Origin of the sequence: Rathayibacter sp. AY1C5 (assembly GCF_002931705.1) — a bacterium.
Lineage (GTDB): Bacteria > Actinomycetota > Actinomycetes > Actinomycetales > Microbacteriaceae > Rathayibacter.
Window position 1 is genome coordinate 16,056 of record NZ_PSWD01000030.1, and the last position, 16,184, is coordinate 32,239.

Genomic DNA, 16,184 nt, shown 5'->3' on the forward strand with positions numbered 1-16,184 from the left:
GATCCCGTGGATCCGTTCTCCCCCCTCACCGCCGGCGACCTCGACCTCCCCAACCGCATCGTCCTGGCACCGATGACGCGACTGCGCTCCGACGAGCAGGGCGTGCCCGGCGCGATCGTCGCCGAGTACTACGCCCAGCGCGCGAGCATGGGCCTGCTGATCAGCGAGGGCGTCTTCCCCAGCGCCGAGTCCAAGGGCTACGCCGGGCAGCCCGGCATCGAGACCGACGCGCAGGCCGCGGGCTGGCGCGCCGTCGCCGACGCCGTGCACGCCGCGGGCGGGCGCATCGTCATGCAGCTGATGAACGCGGGCCGCGTCTCACACACCGAGATCACCGGCACCGACCGCATCGTCGCCCCGAGCGCCGTCGCCATCGACGGAGAGGTGCACACCCCCTCCGGCAAGAAGCCCTTCCCGGTGCCGCACGCGCTGACCACCGAGGAGCTGGCGACCGTCCGCGACGAGTTCGTCGCCGCCGCCCGCCGCGCGATCGACGCCGGCTTCGACGGAGTCGAGGTGCACGGCGCCAACGGCTACCTGCTGCACGAGTTCCTCTCGCCCGTCTCCAACGTGCGCACCGACCAGTACGGCGGGACCCCGGCCGAGCGCGCCGCGTTCCCGCTCGAGGTCACCCGCGCGATCGTCGACGAGGTCGGAGCGGGCCGCGTCGGCATCCGCCTCTCGCCGGCCCACAACATCCAGGACGTCGTCGAGACCGACGCCGACGACGTGCGCGCCACCTACGAGGCCGTCGTCGACGGGCTCGCCCCGCTCGGCCTGGCCTACCTCAGCGTCCTGCACGCCGAGCCCGCCGGCGAGCTGGTCCAGGACCTCCGCTCGCGCTTCGACGGCGTCTTCATCGCCAACAGCGGCTTCGGCTCGCCGACCAGCCGCGAGGAGGCGACCGAGCTGATCAGCGAGGGCCACGCCGACGCCGTGGCCGTCGGCCGCCCGGCGATCGCCAACCCCGACCTGGTCGAGCGCTGGCAGGGCGGGCACCCCGAGAACGAGGTCGTCCAGGAGACGGTCTACGGCGGAGGAGCCGAGGGCTACACCGACTACGAGCCCCTCTCGGCGTAATCGCGACTCACGCGGAAGGCCCGCTCCCTCGAGGGGGAGCGGGCCTTCCGCGTACCGGGGGATCAGCTCTCGCTGCCCCGGCTCTTCAGCTCGGACTCGATGCGGGCGTCCTGCTCGGGCGAGAGCTCGTGGTCCTCGTCCTCCGGGCCGGCCGTCTCGCCGACGCGGCCCTCGCCGAGGGCGTGGATCGAGGTGATCTCGTCCTCGAGCGCGGCGTCGCGGTCGTGCTCGCTCACGAGCCGGTCTCGATCTCCCCGGCGGAGACGGCCTCGGCGTACTTGCGGAGGTCCGGGCCGGGCTCGAAGTCGATGAAGCGGTCCTTGAGGCGCGCGTTCAGCTCGGCGAACACGTCCTCCCAGGGCTCGCCCTTCTTGCTCGTCGCGAGGTCGAGCACCGCCTCGCGGAGGACCCTGTCCGAGTCCTCGAGGATCTTGTCGCGGGCTTCGTCGTTCCAGCGGATGTCCTGTGCGTCCATGCTCCGACCGTAGGCGCGGGGCCGGGACGCCCCAAGGACTTGCGGGCGGGGGGCGGGAGGCGTAGGAGCCCCGCCGCTCCGCGCTCAGGAGAGCGCCGGCAGCACCTCGCGCTCGAACAGCTCGATGCCGGACCGGTCGTAGGCGGCGTCCGGGAAGTAGAGGATGCCGTAGTCCATCCCGCGCGACTGCATGCCGGCGAGGCGGTCGACGATCTGCGCGGGAGTGCCGACCGCGAGCGCGTCGGGGCTGCGGTACTCGGCGACGAAGGACGCCGCTCCCTCCGCGCCGAGGTACGGGACCACGCGCTCCTCGAGACGCTGCAGCGCCGCCTCGACCTCCGCCTCCGTCTCGCCGATCACGACGTTGTAGTTCGAGCTCCGGGTGATCGCCGAGAAGTCGGTGCCCAGGCGCTCGCAGTGCCCGCGGAGGACCGAGCTCTTGTGGTCGAACGCCTCCGGGGTCCCGGCGAAGTTCGTGTACTGCGCGTACTGGGCCGCGATCCGCAGCGTGACCTTCTCGCCGCCGCCGGCGACCCACAGCGGGATGCCGCCCTCCTGCAGGGGCAGCGGCCGGTTCTGCGCGCCGTCCACCTGGTAGTAGCGGCCGTCGAGGGTCGCGGACCCGGTCGTCCAGGCCTGCTGCAGGATCTGCACTCCCTCGTCGAGCCGGCCCAGCCGCTCGGCGATCGGCGGGAAGCCGTAGCCGTACGCGCGCCACTCGTGCTCGTACCAACCGCCGCCGATGCCCATCTCGACCCGCCCGCCCGAGACGATGTCGACGGTCGTCGCGACCTTGGCGAGGTAGGCGGGGTTCCGGTAGCCCATGCAGGTGCACATCTGGCCCAGCCGCACGCGCGACGTGGTGGCGCCGAACGCGCTCATCAGCGACCACGCCTCGTGCGTCGCCTCCTCCGTCACCTGCGGGACGGTGTGGAAGTGGTCGTAGACCCAGATCGACTCCCAGGCGCCGTCGTCGGCGTGCCGGGCGAGGTCGCTCATGGTGCGCCACTGGTCGGCGGCCGGGACGCCGACGAGGTCGTGGCGCCAGCCCTGGGGGATGAAGAGTCCGAATCGCATGCCGCCGACCCTAGGGCGGCCCGGCCCCCGAGGTCGAGGGGGTCGCGGTGCTCGCGTACGCTTCCGACCGATGCTGACCTTCACAGAGGATCTCGGACTCCCCGTCCTCGCGCTGATGATCCTCGCCGCCTTCGCGGCCGGCTGGATCGACGCGGTCGTGGGCGGCGGCGGACTCCTCCAGCTCCCCGCCCTGCTCCTCGTGCCGGGGATCTCGCCCGTGCAGGCGCTCGCCACGAACAAGCTGGCCTCGATCTTCGGCACGACCACCAGCGCGATCACCTACTACCGGCGCGCGAAGCCCGATCTGCGCACCGCACTGCCGATGGCGGCGGTCGCCCTCGCGGGCAGCTACGGAGGCGCGACGCTCGCCGGCCTCCTCCCGGCCGCGGTGTTCAAGCCGATCATCGTCGTCGCGCTGATCGTGGTCGCCGTCGTGACGATCGCCCGCCCGGCACTGGGCAGCGTCACGGTGCTCAAGCACGCGGGCCGGCGCCACCTCGTCACGGCGGCCGTGCTGGGACTCCTGATCGGCTTCTACGACGGCCTGATCGGACCGGGCACCGGGACCTTCCTGATCATCGCCCTGATCACCGCGCTGGGCTACGACTTCCTGCTCGCCAGCGCCAAGGCGAAGATCGTCAACGTCGCGACCAACCTCGGCGCCCTGCTCTACTTCGTGCCGGGCGGGCACGTGATCTGGCTGCTGGGCCTCCTGATGGGCGCCGCCAACGTGGCGGGCGCGTACCTCGGCTCGCGGATGGCCGTCGCTCGTGGCAGCCGCTTCATCCGGGTCGCGTTCCTCGTCGTGGTCGGCGCCCTCATCCTCAAGGTCGGCTCCGACGTGTGGACCGAGAACCTGGCGCCGCTGCTGCGCTAGCGCGGGCTGCGGGACCGAGCCGCGGAACGAGGACGGGACCCCCGCCGCAGCAAGGGGTCCCGTCCTCGTTCCGATCGCTCGGCGATCCGCTCCGCCGGCCTCAGCCGAAGGGGATCGAGCCGACCAGCACGCCGACGGCGAGCATGACCAGCGAGACGACGACCGCTCGCCACAGCACCTTGCGGTGGTGGTCGCCGAGGTTCACCGCGGCGAGGGAGACGAGCAGGAGGATCGCCGGGACCAGCGGGCTCTGGAGGTGCACCGGCTGCCCGGTGATCGAGGCGCGCGCCATCTCGACCGGCGAGATGCCGTAGTTCGCCGCGCTCTCGGAGAGCACGGGGAGGATGCCGTAGTAGAACGCGTCGTTCGACATGAAGAAGGTCATCGGGATGCTGAGCACGCCGGTGATCACGGCGAGGAACGGTCCGAGCGCCGGCGGGATCACCGCGACGACCCACTCCGCCATGGCGTCGACCATGCCGGTGCCGTTGAGGACGCCGATCAGCACGCCGGCCGCCAGCACCATCGACACGACGCCCACGATGCTCGGCGCGTGCTTGACGATCTCGGCCGCCTGGTCCTTCATCTTCGGGAAGTTGATCAGGAGGGCGACCGCGGAGCCGACCATGAACACGTAGGGCAGCGGCAGGATGTCGGCGACCAGCAGCGTCATCACCGCGAGGGTCAGGACCAGGTTCACCCAGATCAGCTTCGGGCGCAGCGTCTCGCGCTCGGGGTCGAGCATCGTGTCGGCCATCGCGGTGTCGGCGTCGTCGGCCTGCACGCGGGCGGCGACCGCCACCTGGGCTCCGCGCAGGGCCTGAGGGCCGCGGAGGAAGGAGAAGCGCTCCCGGGCGACGGTGCGGATGCCCCCGGTCAGGGCCGCGAGGCCGCCGGTGCGGGCGCCGCCCGAGCGGGAGGAGGAGCCGCGGCCGGCGCCGACGAGCTCCTGCTCGAGCATCGGCTCGGCCAGCGCGAGCGAGCCGAGGCGGCGGCGCTCGCCGAGCCCGAGGAACCAGGCGAAGACGAGCGTGACGGCCAGGCCCACCGCGAGCGACGGGAGCATCGGCACGAAGATCTCGCTCGGCGAGACCTGGAGGGCCGCGGCGGCGCGCACCGTCGGTCCGCCCCAGGGGACGATGTTGAGCGTGCCGTTGGCCAGGCCCGCGACGCAGGTCAGCACGACCGGGTTCATCCCCAGGCGCAGGTAGATCGGGAGCATCGCGGCGGTGGTGACGATGAAGGTGGTCGAGCCGTCGCCGTCGAGCGAGACCGCGCCGGCGAGCAGCGCCGTGCCGAGCACGACCTTCGCCGGGTCGTCGCCGAGCGCGCGGACGATGAAGCGGATCAGCGGGTCGAAGAGCCCGACGTCGATCATGATCCCGAAGTACATGATCGCGAACATCAGCAGCGCTGCCGTGGGCGCGAGGCTGCCGATCGCCTCGAGGACCATGTCGCCGATGCCGAGGCCGGCGCCCGCGAAGAGGCCGAAGATCGTCGGCACGACGATCAGGGCGACCATCGGCGTCAGCCGCTTGGTCATGATCAGGGCCATGAAGGCCAGGATCATGGTGAAACCGAGTACTACCAACACAGCTGACTCCTTCGTCCAGTGCCTCCGCCCGCGCTCGGCGGGAGAGCCGGCCGGGAGATGGTGGAAACCCTAGGCAGCTCCGTGTCCGGCGCCGGGGTATCGCTCATTACGGCGACATCTGCGCATAGTGTGGCTTCTGCGCATTCTGCGCACGACGACGGCGAGGAGGCCCCGATGCGCTTCGCGACCCACGTCCTGGTCCTGCAGCTCGCCACGGTGTCGGCCGCCGTGCTGGTCTGCGCCGGCCTCGTCACCGCGCTCAGCGTCCAGCAGCTGCGCGGCGAGGCGGAGGGGACGGCGCTCGCCATCGCCCGCACCGTCGCCGAGGACCCCGACGTGCAGGACGCGGTCGCCGCGTCCTCCGCGGTGCCCGGCGCGCCCGCCGCCTCGGAGCTGCGCGGCGGACCGCTCGAGGACGTCGCCGCCGCCGTCGAGCAGCGCACCGGCGCGCTCTTCGTCGTGATCACCGACGACCAGGGCATCCGCCTCGCCCACCCCGACGAGGACCGCCTCGGCGAGCGGGTCTCGACGAGCCCCGACGAGGCGCTCGCCGGGCGCGAGAGCGTCTCGTGGGGCACCGGCACGCTGGGCGAGTCGGCACGGGCCAAGGTCCCGGTCTTCGCCGCGGGGGAGCAGCGGGTCGTCGGGGAGGTCAGCATCGGCTTCGCGCGCTCCAGCGTCTTCACCGACCTGCCGACCGCGCTGCTCGGCGTCCTCGCCGCGGCGCTCGCCGGGCTGGTGCTCGCCGCCGTCGCCTCCGTCTTCATCCGCCGCCGCCTGCTGCGCCTGACGCTCGGCCTCGCTCCGGAGGAGCTCACCTCGCTCGTGCAGGACCAGGCCGCCGTGCTCGACGGGGTCGACGAGGGCGTGCTCGCGCTCGACCGCGACGGGCGCGTCGGCGTCTGCAATGCGCGGGCCGCCGCGATCCTCGGCTCCGACGATCCGACCGGGCGGGCGCTGCACGGGCGGCCGCTCGCGGAGCTCGACCTGCCCGTTCCGCTGGCCGACGCGATCGGCGCCGCGCTGGACTCCGTCGAGCCGCCCCGCCCCGGAGGCGAGGAGGGCTTCGTCGTCCGTTCCCGCATCGTCTACGTCGACATCCGCCGGGTGACCCGCGGCGACCGCGACCTGGGCGTGGTGGTGGTGCTGCGCGACCGCACCGACCTCGCCGCGCTGAGCCGGCGCCTCGACGCGGTCGGCGCGATGACCAACGCGCTCCGGGTGCAGCGGCACGAGTTCGCCAACCGCCTGCACGTGGTCGCGGGCCTGCTGGATGCGGGGCGGACCGCTTCGGCGCGCGACTACCTCGACGAGGTGCTGACCCGCGGCCCGCTCAAGTACCCGGTGCAGCACGCCGACCGGCTGCAGGAGCCGTACCTCCAGGCGCTCGTCGGCGCGAAGGGGATCGAGGCGGCCGAGCGCGGCGTGCTGCTGACGCTCGGTGAGGAGACGCTGGTGCGCGGCACCGTCGTCGAGCCGGAGGACGTCGCCACGGTGGTCGGGAACCTGGTCGACAACGCGGTGCGCGCGGCGGTCGAGGGGCGTCGGGACGTGCGCTTCGTCGAGGTCGAGCTGCTCGACGACGGCGACGCGCTCTTCGTGACGGTCGCCGACTCCGGCGACGGAGTGCTCGATCCGGACTCGCTGTTCGACCGGGCCGGCGCGGGCGACCCCGTCGAGGACGACGGACGCGTGCACGGTCGGGGCTTCGGCCTGCCGCTGTGCCGTGAGGTGGCCGCCCGCCGCGGCGGCGAGGTCTGGCTGGCGGACGCCGGCGGAGCGGAGTCGGGGGCCGTGCTGTGCGCGCGCCTCCCCGGAGCGGTGCTGCCGCCGGAGCAGGACGGGGACGGGTCATGAGCGCGGACACGGCGCGGGAGCGCACGGTGCTGGTGGTGGACGACGACTTCCGGGTCGCGCAGCTGCACGCGGATCTGGTCGAGGCGCGGCAGGGGCTGACGGCCCTTCCTCCGGTGCACACGGCGCGCGCGGCGCGGGCGGCCGTCGCCGAGCACGCGCCCGATCTGCTCCTGCTCGACGTGCACCTGCCGGATCAGAGCGGGATCGCGCTGCTCCGCGAGCTCGACACCGACGCGTTCGTCGTGAGCGCCGCCTCCGACGGGGCGACGGTGCGGCGCGCCCTGCACGCGGGGGCGCTCGGGTACCTCATCAAGCCGTTCGAGGCGCGCCTGCTCGGCGAGCGCCTCGACGCGTACGTGCGGTTCCGGAACGTGCTGCGGGAGGACCGCGCGGCCGATCAGGAGGCGGTGGAGCGGGCCCTGCGCATCCTGCACTCGGGCGACGCGACCGCCGCGCAGCCCTCGCGCTCGGCGACCGAGCAGCTCGTCCTGGCGCGCCTGGCCGAGTCGGGCGCCGAGCTGTCGGCCCTCGAGGTGGCCGAGCGCGCCGGCATCTCGCGCGCCACCGCCCAGCGCTACCTCTCGGGTCTCGCGGGCCGCGGCCTCGTCGAGATGACCCTCAGCTACGGCACCACCGGCCGCCCGGAGCACCGCTACCGCGCCCGCTGACCCTCCGCGAGCGGAGTCCGCGCTCGAGCCGGCGGGGCGTTCTCGGCGGTCGGGACCCGCTCTCAGGGGCCCGACCGCCAGTGGGAGCCGACCGCGGTGCGCAGCCCGCGGCGCACGAAACGGCCCGTCGAACAGGCGATCCGCGTGTCAGCGGCTCGTCGTAGGCGGTCGGGACCCGCTCTCGGGAACTCGACCGCCTAGGAGAGCCGACCGCTGTGCGCCGCTTCGCGGCGCACGAGACGACTCAGTGCGTCGCGTCGATGTCCGCGCCCGCGGCCTCGGCCACGCGGCGGCGCTCGGCGGCCTCGGCGGCCATGCGGCGGCCCTTGGGGCTGACGAGGGAGGCGATCACCGTGATCACGAGGACGCCGATGATGACCGAGAGCGACAGTCCGGTGCCGATCTCGAAGACCTCCACGTGCTCGCCGTTGTTGATGAACGGCAGGTTGTTCTCGTGGAGCGCGTGCAGGATCAGCTTCACGCCGATGAAGGCGAGGATCGCGGCGAGGCCGATGCTGAGGTAGACGAGGCGGTCGAGCAGGCCGTCGATGAGGAAGTACAGCTGGCGCAGGCCCAGAAGCGAGAACGCGGTCGCCGTGAAGACGAGGTACACGTCGCTGGTGAGGCCGAAGATCGCCGGCACGCTGTCGAGGGCGAACAGGATGTCCGTTCCGCCGATCGCCGCCATGACGAGGATCATCGGCGTGAGGACCTTCTTGCCGTCGATGTGCGTGTAGAACTTGTCGCCGTCGTACTGGTCGCTCGTCTTGAAGATCCGCTTGGCCAGGCGCACCATCACGTTGTCGCTGGAGTGGTCGTCGCCCGGCTTGACCAGGTTGAACGCGGTCAGCAGGAGGATCAGGCCGAAGATGTAGAAGACCCAGGCGAACGAGTTGATCAGTGCGGCGCCGAGGAAGATGAAGCCGGTGCGGGCGATCAGCGCGAAGACGATGCCGAAGAGGAGCACCTTCTGCTGGTCGGCGCGGGGCACCTTGAAGCTCGCCATGATGATGAGGAAGACGAACAGGTTGTCGACCGAGAGGGCCTTCTCGGTGATGTACCCCGCGAAGTACTCCGATCCGGGCGTCGCTCCGCCGAAGACGAGGACGCCGAGCCCGAAGAGCACGGCGATGCCGACGTAGAGCGCCGACCAGATCGACGACTCCTTCAGCGTGGGCTCGTGGGCCTTCCGGACGTGGAAGAAGAAGTCGAAGAGCAGGAGCAGGACGATGAAGACGATCGTCAGGGTCCAGATCAGGGGCGATACGGTCATGAAGGGGCTGGCCTCGCTCGTGAAGGGGGGTCGGGGGACGGTCGCGGGGGTCGCTCGTCAAGGGAAAAGGTAGCGAGGCACCGTGACGAGCAGGGTGCCCGCCGATGGATCGTGAGTATCTTCTCAGTTCTCAGCGCGTCCCTCGCGCCCAGCGGCCGGAGCGCCACACTGGTCACCATGACCGGCGCCGCTGTCGACAGGACCTTCCAGGACGCCTCCGGCGTCGTCATCCACTACCGCTGGTGGCCGCACCCCTCGCCCCGCGCGATCGTGCAGCTGGCCCACGGGGTCGGCGAGCACTCGGGGCGCTACGTCGAGCTGGCGGAGGCGCTGGTCGCCGCCGGGTACGCGGTCGCGGCGGACGACCACCGCGGGCACGGCCGGACCGGCCTCGAGCAGCACGGCGGCGACTCCTCCCGGCTCGGACTGCTGGGGCCGGGCGGCCTGCGCGCGACCGAGGCGGCGATCCTCCGGCTGACGGAGCTGCTCGCGGAGGAGAGCCCCGGCGTGCCGATCGTGCTGCTCGGCCACTCCTGGGGGTCGCTCATGGCGCAGCGGATCGTCGACCACCACTCCGGCGCCTACGGCGCGCTCGTGCTGAGCGGCACGGCCTACCGCCTCCCCGGGCACATGAACGCGGGCGACCTGGCGAAGCGGCACCGCGTCGCCGGCGGCCTCGGCCTCGAGTGGCTCTCCCGCGACCCGGAGGTCTGGCAGCGGTTCCACGACGACCCCCTCACCTTCACCACGCCGCTCGCGAAGCGGATCGGGCTGGTCGAGACCCTGCGGCTGGTCGGCCGCCCGAAGCGCGGGCCCGCGCATCCGCTGCCCCTGCTGCTGGTCGTGGGCGCCGACGACACCCTCGGCGGTGAGCGGTCGGTGCGCGCGCTCGCCCAGGCCTACCGGCGGCGGGCCGGGTACACGGACGTCTCGGTGCGGGTGTACCCGGAGGCGCGGCACGAGCTGTTTCAGGAGCTCAACCGGGCCGAGGTCACCGCCGATCTCGTGGAGTGGCTGGGCGAGCGCTTCCCCGCCCCCGCTCGCGCCTAGGCTGGCGTCATGCATGGCGAGTACAAGGTCCCCGGCGGAAAGCTCGTGGTCGTCGACCTCGACGTGGTCGACGGGAGGTTCGCCGGGTTCCGCCTGGCGGGCGACTTCTTCCTCGAGCCCGACACGGCCCTCGACGACATCGACCGCGCGGTCGTGGGCCTCCCGGCCGAGACGGACGCGAAGTCCATCGCCGCCGCCATCCGGCAGGCGCTCCCGGCCGATGCGGTCCTGCTCGGCTTCACGCCCGAGGCCGTCGCGGTCGCGATCCGCCGCTCGCTGCAGAAGGCGACCAGCTGGCGCGACTACGACTGGCGCATCGTGCACGACCGGGCCGTCCCTCCCGCGACCCACCTGGCGCTCGACGAGGTGCTGACCGCCGCGGTCGGCGAGGGCCGCCGGGAGCCGACGCTGCGGATCTGGGAGTGGGACCAGCCCGCCGTCGTCATCGGCAGCTTCCAGTCGCTCCGCAACGAGGTCGACCTCGACAACGCGGCGAAGTACGGCGTCGACGTGGTCCGCCGCATCTCGGGCGGCGGCGCGATGTTCATGGAGGCGGGCAGCGTCGTCACGTACTCGCTCTACGTCCCCGGCGACCTCGTCCAGGGGCTGACCTTCGCCGACTCCTACGCCTTCCTCGACGAGTGGGCCGTCAGCGCGCTGCAGTCGCTCGGGATCGACGCGGTCTACCAGCCGCTCAACGACATCACCTCGCCCTCGGGCAAGATCGGCGGCGCCGCGCAGAAGCGCCTGGGCTCCGGCGCCGTCCTCCATCACGTGACCATGAGCTACGACATCGACGCCGAGAAGATGGTGCAGGTGCTGCGGATCGGCCGCGAGAAGCTCTCGGACAAGGGCATCGCCTCCGCCGTGAAGCGCGTCGACCCGCTGCGCAGCCAGACCGGGCTCAGCCGCGCCGAGATCATCGAGCGGATGAAGGCGACCTTCGTGCAGCTGCACGGCGGCGAGGCGGGGACGCTGACCGAGGAGGAGTACGCGGCGGCGGAGGAGCTGGTGCGGACGAAGTACTCGACTCCGGAGTGGCTGCGGCGCGTCCCCTGACCGGCGGGTCCGGGGCGGCGGTCGCCGGCGTGTGGACCCGGAGCGGAACGCGGCGGATGGGTCCGGCGGGCGCCCCTCAGCTCGCGAGGAGCTCCTGGTAGTCCGGGTGCTCGGCGATGAACTCGGCGACGAACGGGCAGGCCGGGACGATGCGCCCGCCGAAGCGCTCGTGCGCGTCGTCGAGGGCCGCCTCGACGAGGGTCTCGCCGAGGCCCTCGTGGCGGTGCTCGGGCGCGATCTCGGTGTGGAGGAAGACCACGTCGCGGCCGCGGACGGCGTAGTCCGCGACTCCGACGGTCTCGCCGTCGAGCCAGAGCGTGTAGCGGGACGAGTCCTCGTCGTGGCGCACCTCGGAGATCATCGCGCCACTCTACGCCGGAGCCTCCCCGGCACCCGTCGAGCGCGGGCGCGAGGCGCGGAGCGTGTCGCCGGGCTCGCGCGCACTGGCACAATTGCCGGGTGCCCAGGACGATCCAGATCGCGGACGGCGTCCCGGAGTCGCGGAGCGCGGTGTTCCACGCCGACAACCTCGAGGTCCTGCCGCAACTGGCCGACGGGGCCTTCACCGTCGTCTACCTCGACCCGCCGTTCAACACGGGCCGGGCGCAGGTGCGCACCTCGACCACATCGGTGCGCTCCACCACCGGCACGATCGCCGGCTTCAAGGGGCGCAGCTACGAGCGGATCCGCGGCGACCTGCTCCGCTACGACGACCGCTTCGACGACTACTGGTCGTTCCTCGAGCCGCGTCTGGCCGAGGCGTGGCGGCTGCTCGCCGACGACGGCACCCTCTACCTCCACCTCGACTACCGCGAGGCGCACTACGCGAAGGTGCTGCTCGACGCGCTCTTCGGCCGCGAGTGCTTCCTCAACGAGATCATCTGGGCGTACGACTACGGAGCGAAGGCCACGCGCCGCTGGCCGACCAAGCACGACACGATCCTCGTCTACGTGAAGGACCCGCGCGGCTACCACTTCGACTCCGCCGCCGTGGACCGCGAGCCGTACATGGCCCCGGGCCTGGTGACCCCCGAGAAGGCCGAGCGCGGCAAGCGGCCGACCGACGTGTGGTGGCACACGATCGTCTCGCCGACCGGCCGCGAGAAGACCGGGTACCCGACGCAGAAGCCGGAGGGGATCCTCCGCCGCATCGTGCAGGCGTCCAGCCGCGAGGGCGACGCCGTCCTCGACTTCTTCGCCGGCTCCGGCACGACCGGCGCCGTCGCGCACGCTCTCGGCCGCCGCTTCGTCCTCGTCGACGAGCACGCCGACGCGGTCGCCGTCATGCGCCGCCGCTTCGCCGCCCTCGACCCGGCGCCGCTCTTCCTCTGACGCGGGGCCTCTCGACTCCTCAGACGTCGCCGTCCTCGCTCGCCACCCCCGCGACTCCTGCGCACCGGCCGGCTCCCACTGTCCAGAAGGTGTCGCACTCGACATCGATCGCTCCGACTGTCCAGGAGTTGTCGCACTCGACGCCGACTGCGACAACTCCTGGATAGTCGTGGTGGGAGGCGCGCCTCCCCAGGTGCGGGATCAGGGGTTCGTCCACAGAATGCGGATCGCGGGAGACGGACGAGGATCACGGACCGCCAGAATCGCGGCATGTCCAGCACCGACCTCGGAGCCTTCACCCGGCGAGCGGCACTCCGCGCCGGGATGACGGACGCCCGGCTGCGCACTCCCGCCCTGGCCAGCCCCTTCCACGGAGTGCGCACCCGGGTGGCGCCCGTCACGCACCTGGAACGAGCCGCCGCCTATCTGCCGCGGCTGCGGCCCTGGCAGCTCTTCTCCCACCTGACCGCGGCCGAAGCCTGGGGAGTGCCGCTCCCGGCGCGACCCGGCGAGGACGATCCGATCCACGTGGCGGCGACGACGCCGCACCGGCCCCCCAGGACCCGGGGTGTGATCGGCCACACCCTCACGGAGACGGACAGGGTCGAGCGGCACGGCCTGCCGGTGACAGGAGCGGTGTCGACGTGGATCGCGCTCGCGCCACTGCTGTCCGCCCGCGATCTCCTCGCGGCGACGGACCACCTCCTGTTCGAGCCGCGCTACCCGCGCCGGGACGATCCGCGTCCCCATGTCCGGCTTCACGAGCTGCAGGACCGCCTGGCCTCCCATCGGGGCCGGGGCCGACGCGGCCTGGCTGAGGCTCTGCGGCTGGCATCGACCGGAGCCGCCTCGCGGAGGGAGACCTGGCTCCGCGCTCTCGTCGAGGAGGCGGGACTGCCCGCGCCCGACGTGAACGCCGAGATCAGGATCGGCGGCCGCCTGCTCGCGGTCGGCGATCTGGTCTTCGAACGGTGGAAGGTGGTGGCGGAGTACGACGGCGGCCAGCACCGGACGGACGACGCGCAGTTCTCACGCGATCGTGAACGGCTCCTGGCCCTGCACCTCGCGGGCTGGATCGTCGTGGTCGTCCGCGCGGAGGGTCTGACCCGGGGCAGGGCGCGCACGATCGCCGAGCTCCGTGCCGCTCTCGTGGCCCACGGCTGGCGACCGTGACGCACCCCGTCGACGGATCGACCCGCTCGTCCATCCCCGCCCCGCCGCCCGCGTCCGCCCCACCGTCCGGATCCGCCCGCCGGTCCGCATCCGATCGAGCACGTGGAGTTCTCCGACTGTCCAGGAGTCGTCGCACTCGGCGTCGACTGCGACGACTCCTGGACAGTCGCGGGCCGGGGTCAGCTGCTGGCGCGGATGACCAGCGACGTCGGCATCAGCGTGCGGTGCTCCACGGGGAGCCCCTCGATGCGGGCGGTCAGCAGCTCCACCATGCGGGCGCCGAGCTCGTCGGGGAGCTGGCGCACCGTGGTCAGCGCGGGGACGGCGTTCCGCGCGAAGAGATCGTCGTCGAAGCCCACGACGGACACGTCCTCGGGGATCCGGCGGCCGGCCTCGCGGAGGGCGGCGTAGGCGCCGACCGCCATCTGGTCGTTCGCGGCGAAGACGCCGTCCAGGTCGGGGTCGCGGGCGAGGAGGCGGCGCATCGCCTCGGTCCCGCTGGCCGGCGAGAAGTCTCCCCACTCGACGAGGTCGTCGGCGAGGCCGGCGTCGGTGAGTGCTCCGCGCCAGCCGATCAGGCGGTCGACGCCCGGCGGCATGTCGGCGGGGCCCGCGATGGTGGCGATCCGGCGCCGGCCGCGCTCGATCAGGTGCGCGGTGGCGACGGCCGCCCCTTCCGTGTTGTCCACGTCGACGAAGTAGGAGCCGCGCTCGTCGGGCGAGAGCGGTCGGCCGCCGAAGACGATCGGCAGCGTGCCCGAGAGCGCCGCGTAGGAGTGGTCGCCCGAGTGGTGCGATACCACGAGCGCGCCGTCGACGTTGCCGCCGAGCAGGTACCGCCGCGTCTTCTCGCCGTCCGTTTCGGACGCGATCAGCATCGAGAGCGTGTAGTCCGTGTCGGCCAGGCGCATCGCGGCGCCCTGCACGATCGAGGCGAAGAACGGGTCCGCGAAGACGCGCGCGGTCGACTCCGGCACGATCAGCGCGATCGACTGCGTGCGCCGCGAGGCGAGCATCCGCGCCGCGTGATTGGGCACGTAGTCGAGCTCGCCGATCGCCTTCTCGACGGCGGCCACGATCTCGGCCGCCACCTGCGGGGCTCCGTTGACCACCCGCGAGACCGTCGCGCGCGAGACTCCGGCCCGCGCCGCGACCATCTCGAGGGTGGGGGAGCGGCCCCCGCCGCGGACGCCCGTCGGCTCGCTCACGGGTCAGTCCAGGATCGCCGCGGCGCTGCCGCCGAGCAGTCGGGAGTAGACCAGGCCCGAGTCCTTCACGATCCGCTCCTGCGTGTCGTAGTCGACGCGCACGATGCCGAAGCGCTTCTCGTAGCCCCAGGCCCACTCGTAGTTGTCGAGGAGGGACCACACGAAGTAGCCGCGGACGTCGGCGCCCTGGTCGATCGCGTCGGCGACCTTCTCGACGTGGTCGAGCACGTACTGCGTGCGATCCGGGTCGTGCACGCGGCCGTCCTCGACGACGTCGTCGTAGGCGGCGCCGTTCTCGGTCACGTAGAGCGGAGGGAGGTTCTCGTACTCCAGGCCCAGGCGGGTCAGCAGGTAGCGCAGCCCGTCGGGGTTCACCTCCCAGTCCATCGCGGTGCGCGGCAGCCCGCGCGACGGGAAGGTGATGAACTCGGAGCCGACCCAGGGGGAGCCGACCTCGCGGTCGGTCGCCTGGGCGAAGTCGTCGGCTCCGGCCGGCAGCGGATGCGCCGAGACGTTGTCGTCGTGGTAGTGGTTCACGCCGAGGAAGTCGAGCGGGAGCGAGATGAGATCGAGGTCGCCGTCGACGATCAGCTCGTCGAGCCCGAGCCCTTCGACGTCCTCGAGCAGGTCCTCGGGGTACTCGCCGCGCAGCAGCGGGTCGAGGAAGATCCGGTTCTGGAGCGCGTCGAAGCGGCGTGCGGCGTCGAGGTCGGCCTCGTCCTCGGGGTCGTCGGGGACGGCGTTCGAGAGGTTGAGCGTGATGCCCAGGTTCTGCGCTCCGAGCTGCCGGAGCGTCGAGACGGCCAGCCCGTGGGCGAGGTGCGTGTGGTGCACGGCGGCGAGGGCCTTCTGCTGCGAGATCACGCCGGGGGCGTGCACGCCCGCGCCGTAGGAGAGCAGGGTCGAGCAGAACGGCTCGTTGAACGTCGTCCAGTGCTGCACCCGGTCGCCGAGGCTCTCGTAGACGGCCTCGGCGTAGTCCCGGAAGCGCTCGGCGGTGTCGCGGTTCGCCCAGCCGCCGGTCTCCTCGACGGCCTGCGGGAGGTCCCAGTGGTAGAGGGTGAGCCACGGCAGCACGCCGGCGCCGAGCAGCTCGTCGACCAGGCGGGAGTAGAAGTCGAGGCCCTCGGGGTTCACCGCGCGGTCGCCCGGCTTGACGCGCGCCCAGCTGACCGAGAAGCGGTAGGAGCCGAGCCCCAGCTCCTTCATCAGCCGCACGTCCGCGGGCATCCGGTGGTAGTGGTCCACCGCGACCTCGGGGGTGTCGCCCTTCGCGACCGCTCCGGGGACGCGGGAGAACGCGTCCCAGATGCTGTCCTCCTTGCCGCCCTCGTGGCCGGCGCCCTCGATCTGGGCGGCGGCGGTCGCGGATCCCCAGAGGAAGCCGGCGGGCCAGTCGCGGACGGCGAGCCGGTCGACGCGGGCGATCTGCTCCGAGAGGCTCGGGGTCGCGGGGGAGGG

16 protein-coding genes are annotated in these 16,184 nt (G+C 72.5%); 8 read left to right on the forward strand and 8 right to left on the reverse strand.

The genetic code is table 11. The features are described 5' to 3' along the window. Positions 1–6 precede the first annotated feature (6 nt). Entirely contained in the window at positions 7–1,080 is a 1,074-nt protein-coding gene (locus tag C5C57_RS15430; protein WP_104238614.1) for an alkene reductase, read from the forward strand. A gap of 62 nt (positions 1,081–1,142) precedes the next feature. On the opposite strand, the gene C5C57_RS18210 is transcribed toward C5C57_RS15430, so the two are convergent. The 3 genes from C5C57_RS18210 to C5C57_RS15440 form a co-directional block, all read right to left on the reverse strand. Beyond that, positions 1,143–1,316, reverse strand: a complete 174-nt coding sequence (locus tag C5C57_RS18210; RefSeq protein WP_160035225.1) for a hypothetical protein — start codon at positions 1,314–1,316, stop codon at positions 1,143–1,145. Further along, positions 1,313–1,555 (reverse strand): hypothetical protein, encoded by a 243-nt coding sequence (locus tag C5C57_RS15435; protein WP_068251275.1) that lies wholly within the window; start codon positions 1,553–1,555, stop codon positions 1,313–1,315. The genes C5C57_RS18210 and C5C57_RS15435 overlap by 4 nt, the downstream gene beginning before the upstream one ends. Positions 1,556–1,639: 84 nt before the next feature. Next, the gene (locus tag C5C57_RS15440) at positions 1,640–2,632 is read right to left on the reverse strand and encodes an LLM class F420-dependent oxidoreductase (RefSeq protein ID WP_104246861.1); all 993 of its coding nucleotides are present in this window, start codon (positions 2,630–2,632) and stop codon (positions 1,640–1,642) included. 70 nt (positions 2,633–2,702) lie between these two features. Here C5C57_RS15440 and C5C57_RS15445 point away from each other — a divergent pair, with 70 nt between their 5' ends. Beyond that, complete coding sequence (locus C5C57_RS15445; protein ID WP_104223862.1) at positions 2,703–3,509, forward strand: TSUP family transporter; 807 nt, start codon at positions 2,703–2,705, stop codon at positions 3,507–3,509. Between the two features lie 100 nt (positions 3,510–3,609). Here C5C57_RS15445 and C5C57_RS15450 read toward each other — a convergent pair whose 3' ends face one another. Continuing rightward, positions 3,610–5,079 (reverse strand): CitMHS family transporter, encoded by a 1,470-nt coding sequence (locus C5C57_RS15450; RefSeq protein ID WP_104233156.1) that lies wholly within the window; start codon positions 5,077–5,079, stop codon positions 3,610–3,612. 198 nt (positions 5,080–5,277) lie between these two features. Between C5C57_RS15450 and C5C57_RS15455 the strand changes: the two genes are divergently transcribed. Together C5C57_RS15455 and C5C57_RS15460 are read left to right on the forward strand one after the other, a co-directional pair. Continuing rightward, on the forward strand, positions 5,278–6,960 hold the full coding sequence (locus C5C57_RS15455; RefSeq protein ID WP_104297829.1) for a sensor histidine kinase: 1,683 nt from the start codon (positions 5,278–5,280) through the stop codon (positions 6,958–6,960). Then, positions 6,957–7,628 carry a response regulator gene (locus C5C57_RS15460; protein ID WP_104223865.1) on the forward strand — a complete coding sequence of 224 codons (672 nt, stop codon included), beginning with the start codon at positions 6,957–6,959 and terminating at the stop codon, positions 7,626–7,628. The genes C5C57_RS15455 and C5C57_RS15460 overlap by 4 nt, the downstream gene beginning before the upstream one ends. A 244-nt stretch (positions 7,629–7,872) precedes the next feature. On the opposite strand, the gene C5C57_RS15465 is transcribed toward C5C57_RS15460, so the two are convergent. Then, positions 7,873–8,901, reverse strand: coding sequence for a TerC family protein (locus tag C5C57_RS15465; protein ID WP_104246859.1), 1,029 nt, complete (start codon positions 8,899–8,901; stop codon positions 7,873–7,875). 177 nt (positions 8,902–9,078) lie between these two features. Between C5C57_RS15465 and C5C57_RS15470 the strand changes: the two genes are divergently transcribed. Both C5C57_RS15470 and C5C57_RS15475 read left to right on the forward strand, forming a co-directional pair. Further along, positions 9,079–9,951: an alpha/beta fold hydrolase gene (locus C5C57_RS15470; protein WP_104246858.1), complete on the forward strand. Its 873-nt coding sequence runs from the start codon at positions 9,079–9,081 to the stop codon at positions 9,949–9,951. A 9-nt stretch (positions 9,952–9,960) separates the two neighbouring features. After that, positions 9,961–11,010 (forward strand): biotin/lipoate A/B protein ligase family protein, encoded by a 1,050-nt coding sequence (locus C5C57_RS15475; RefSeq protein ID WP_104225162.1) that lies wholly within the window; start codon positions 9,961–9,963, stop codon positions 11,008–11,010. A 76-nt stretch (positions 11,011–11,086) separates the two neighbouring features. Here C5C57_RS15475 and C5C57_RS15480 read toward each other — a convergent pair whose 3' ends face one another. After that, entirely contained in the window at positions 11,087–11,371 is a 285-nt protein-coding gene (locus C5C57_RS15480) for a GNAT family N-acetyltransferase (protein WP_104233160.1), read from the reverse strand. A 98-nt stretch (positions 11,372–11,469) separates the two neighbouring features. On the opposite strand from C5C57_RS15480, the gene C5C57_RS15485 reads away from it, so the two are divergent. Together C5C57_RS15485 and C5C57_RS15490 are read left to right on the forward strand one after the other, a co-directional pair. Then, positions 11,470–12,342, forward strand: coding sequence for a site-specific DNA-methyltransferase (locus C5C57_RS15485; RefSeq protein WP_104225160.1), 873 nt, complete (start codon positions 11,470–11,472; stop codon positions 12,340–12,342). 270 nt (positions 12,343–12,612) lie between these two features. Next, positions 12,613–13,515, forward strand: coding sequence for a hypothetical protein (locus tag C5C57_RS15490; RefSeq protein ID WP_104261775.1), 903 nt, complete (start codon positions 12,613–12,615; stop codon positions 13,513–13,515). Between the two features lie 179 nt (positions 13,516–13,694). On the opposite strand, the gene C5C57_RS15495 is transcribed toward C5C57_RS15490, so the two are convergent. Further along, complete coding sequence (locus tag C5C57_RS15495) at positions 13,695–14,672, reverse strand: LacI family DNA-binding transcriptional regulator (RefSeq protein WP_104233173.1); 978 nt, start codon at positions 14,670–14,672, stop codon at positions 13,695–13,697. A gap of 54 nt (positions 14,673–14,726) precedes the next feature. Continuing rightward, positions 14,727–16,151, reverse strand: coding sequence for a GH1 family beta-glucosidase (locus tag C5C57_RS15500; RefSeq protein ID WP_104297830.1), 1,425 nt, complete (start codon positions 16,149–16,151; stop codon positions 14,727–14,729). Positions 16,152–16,184: the final 33 nt, after the last annotated feature.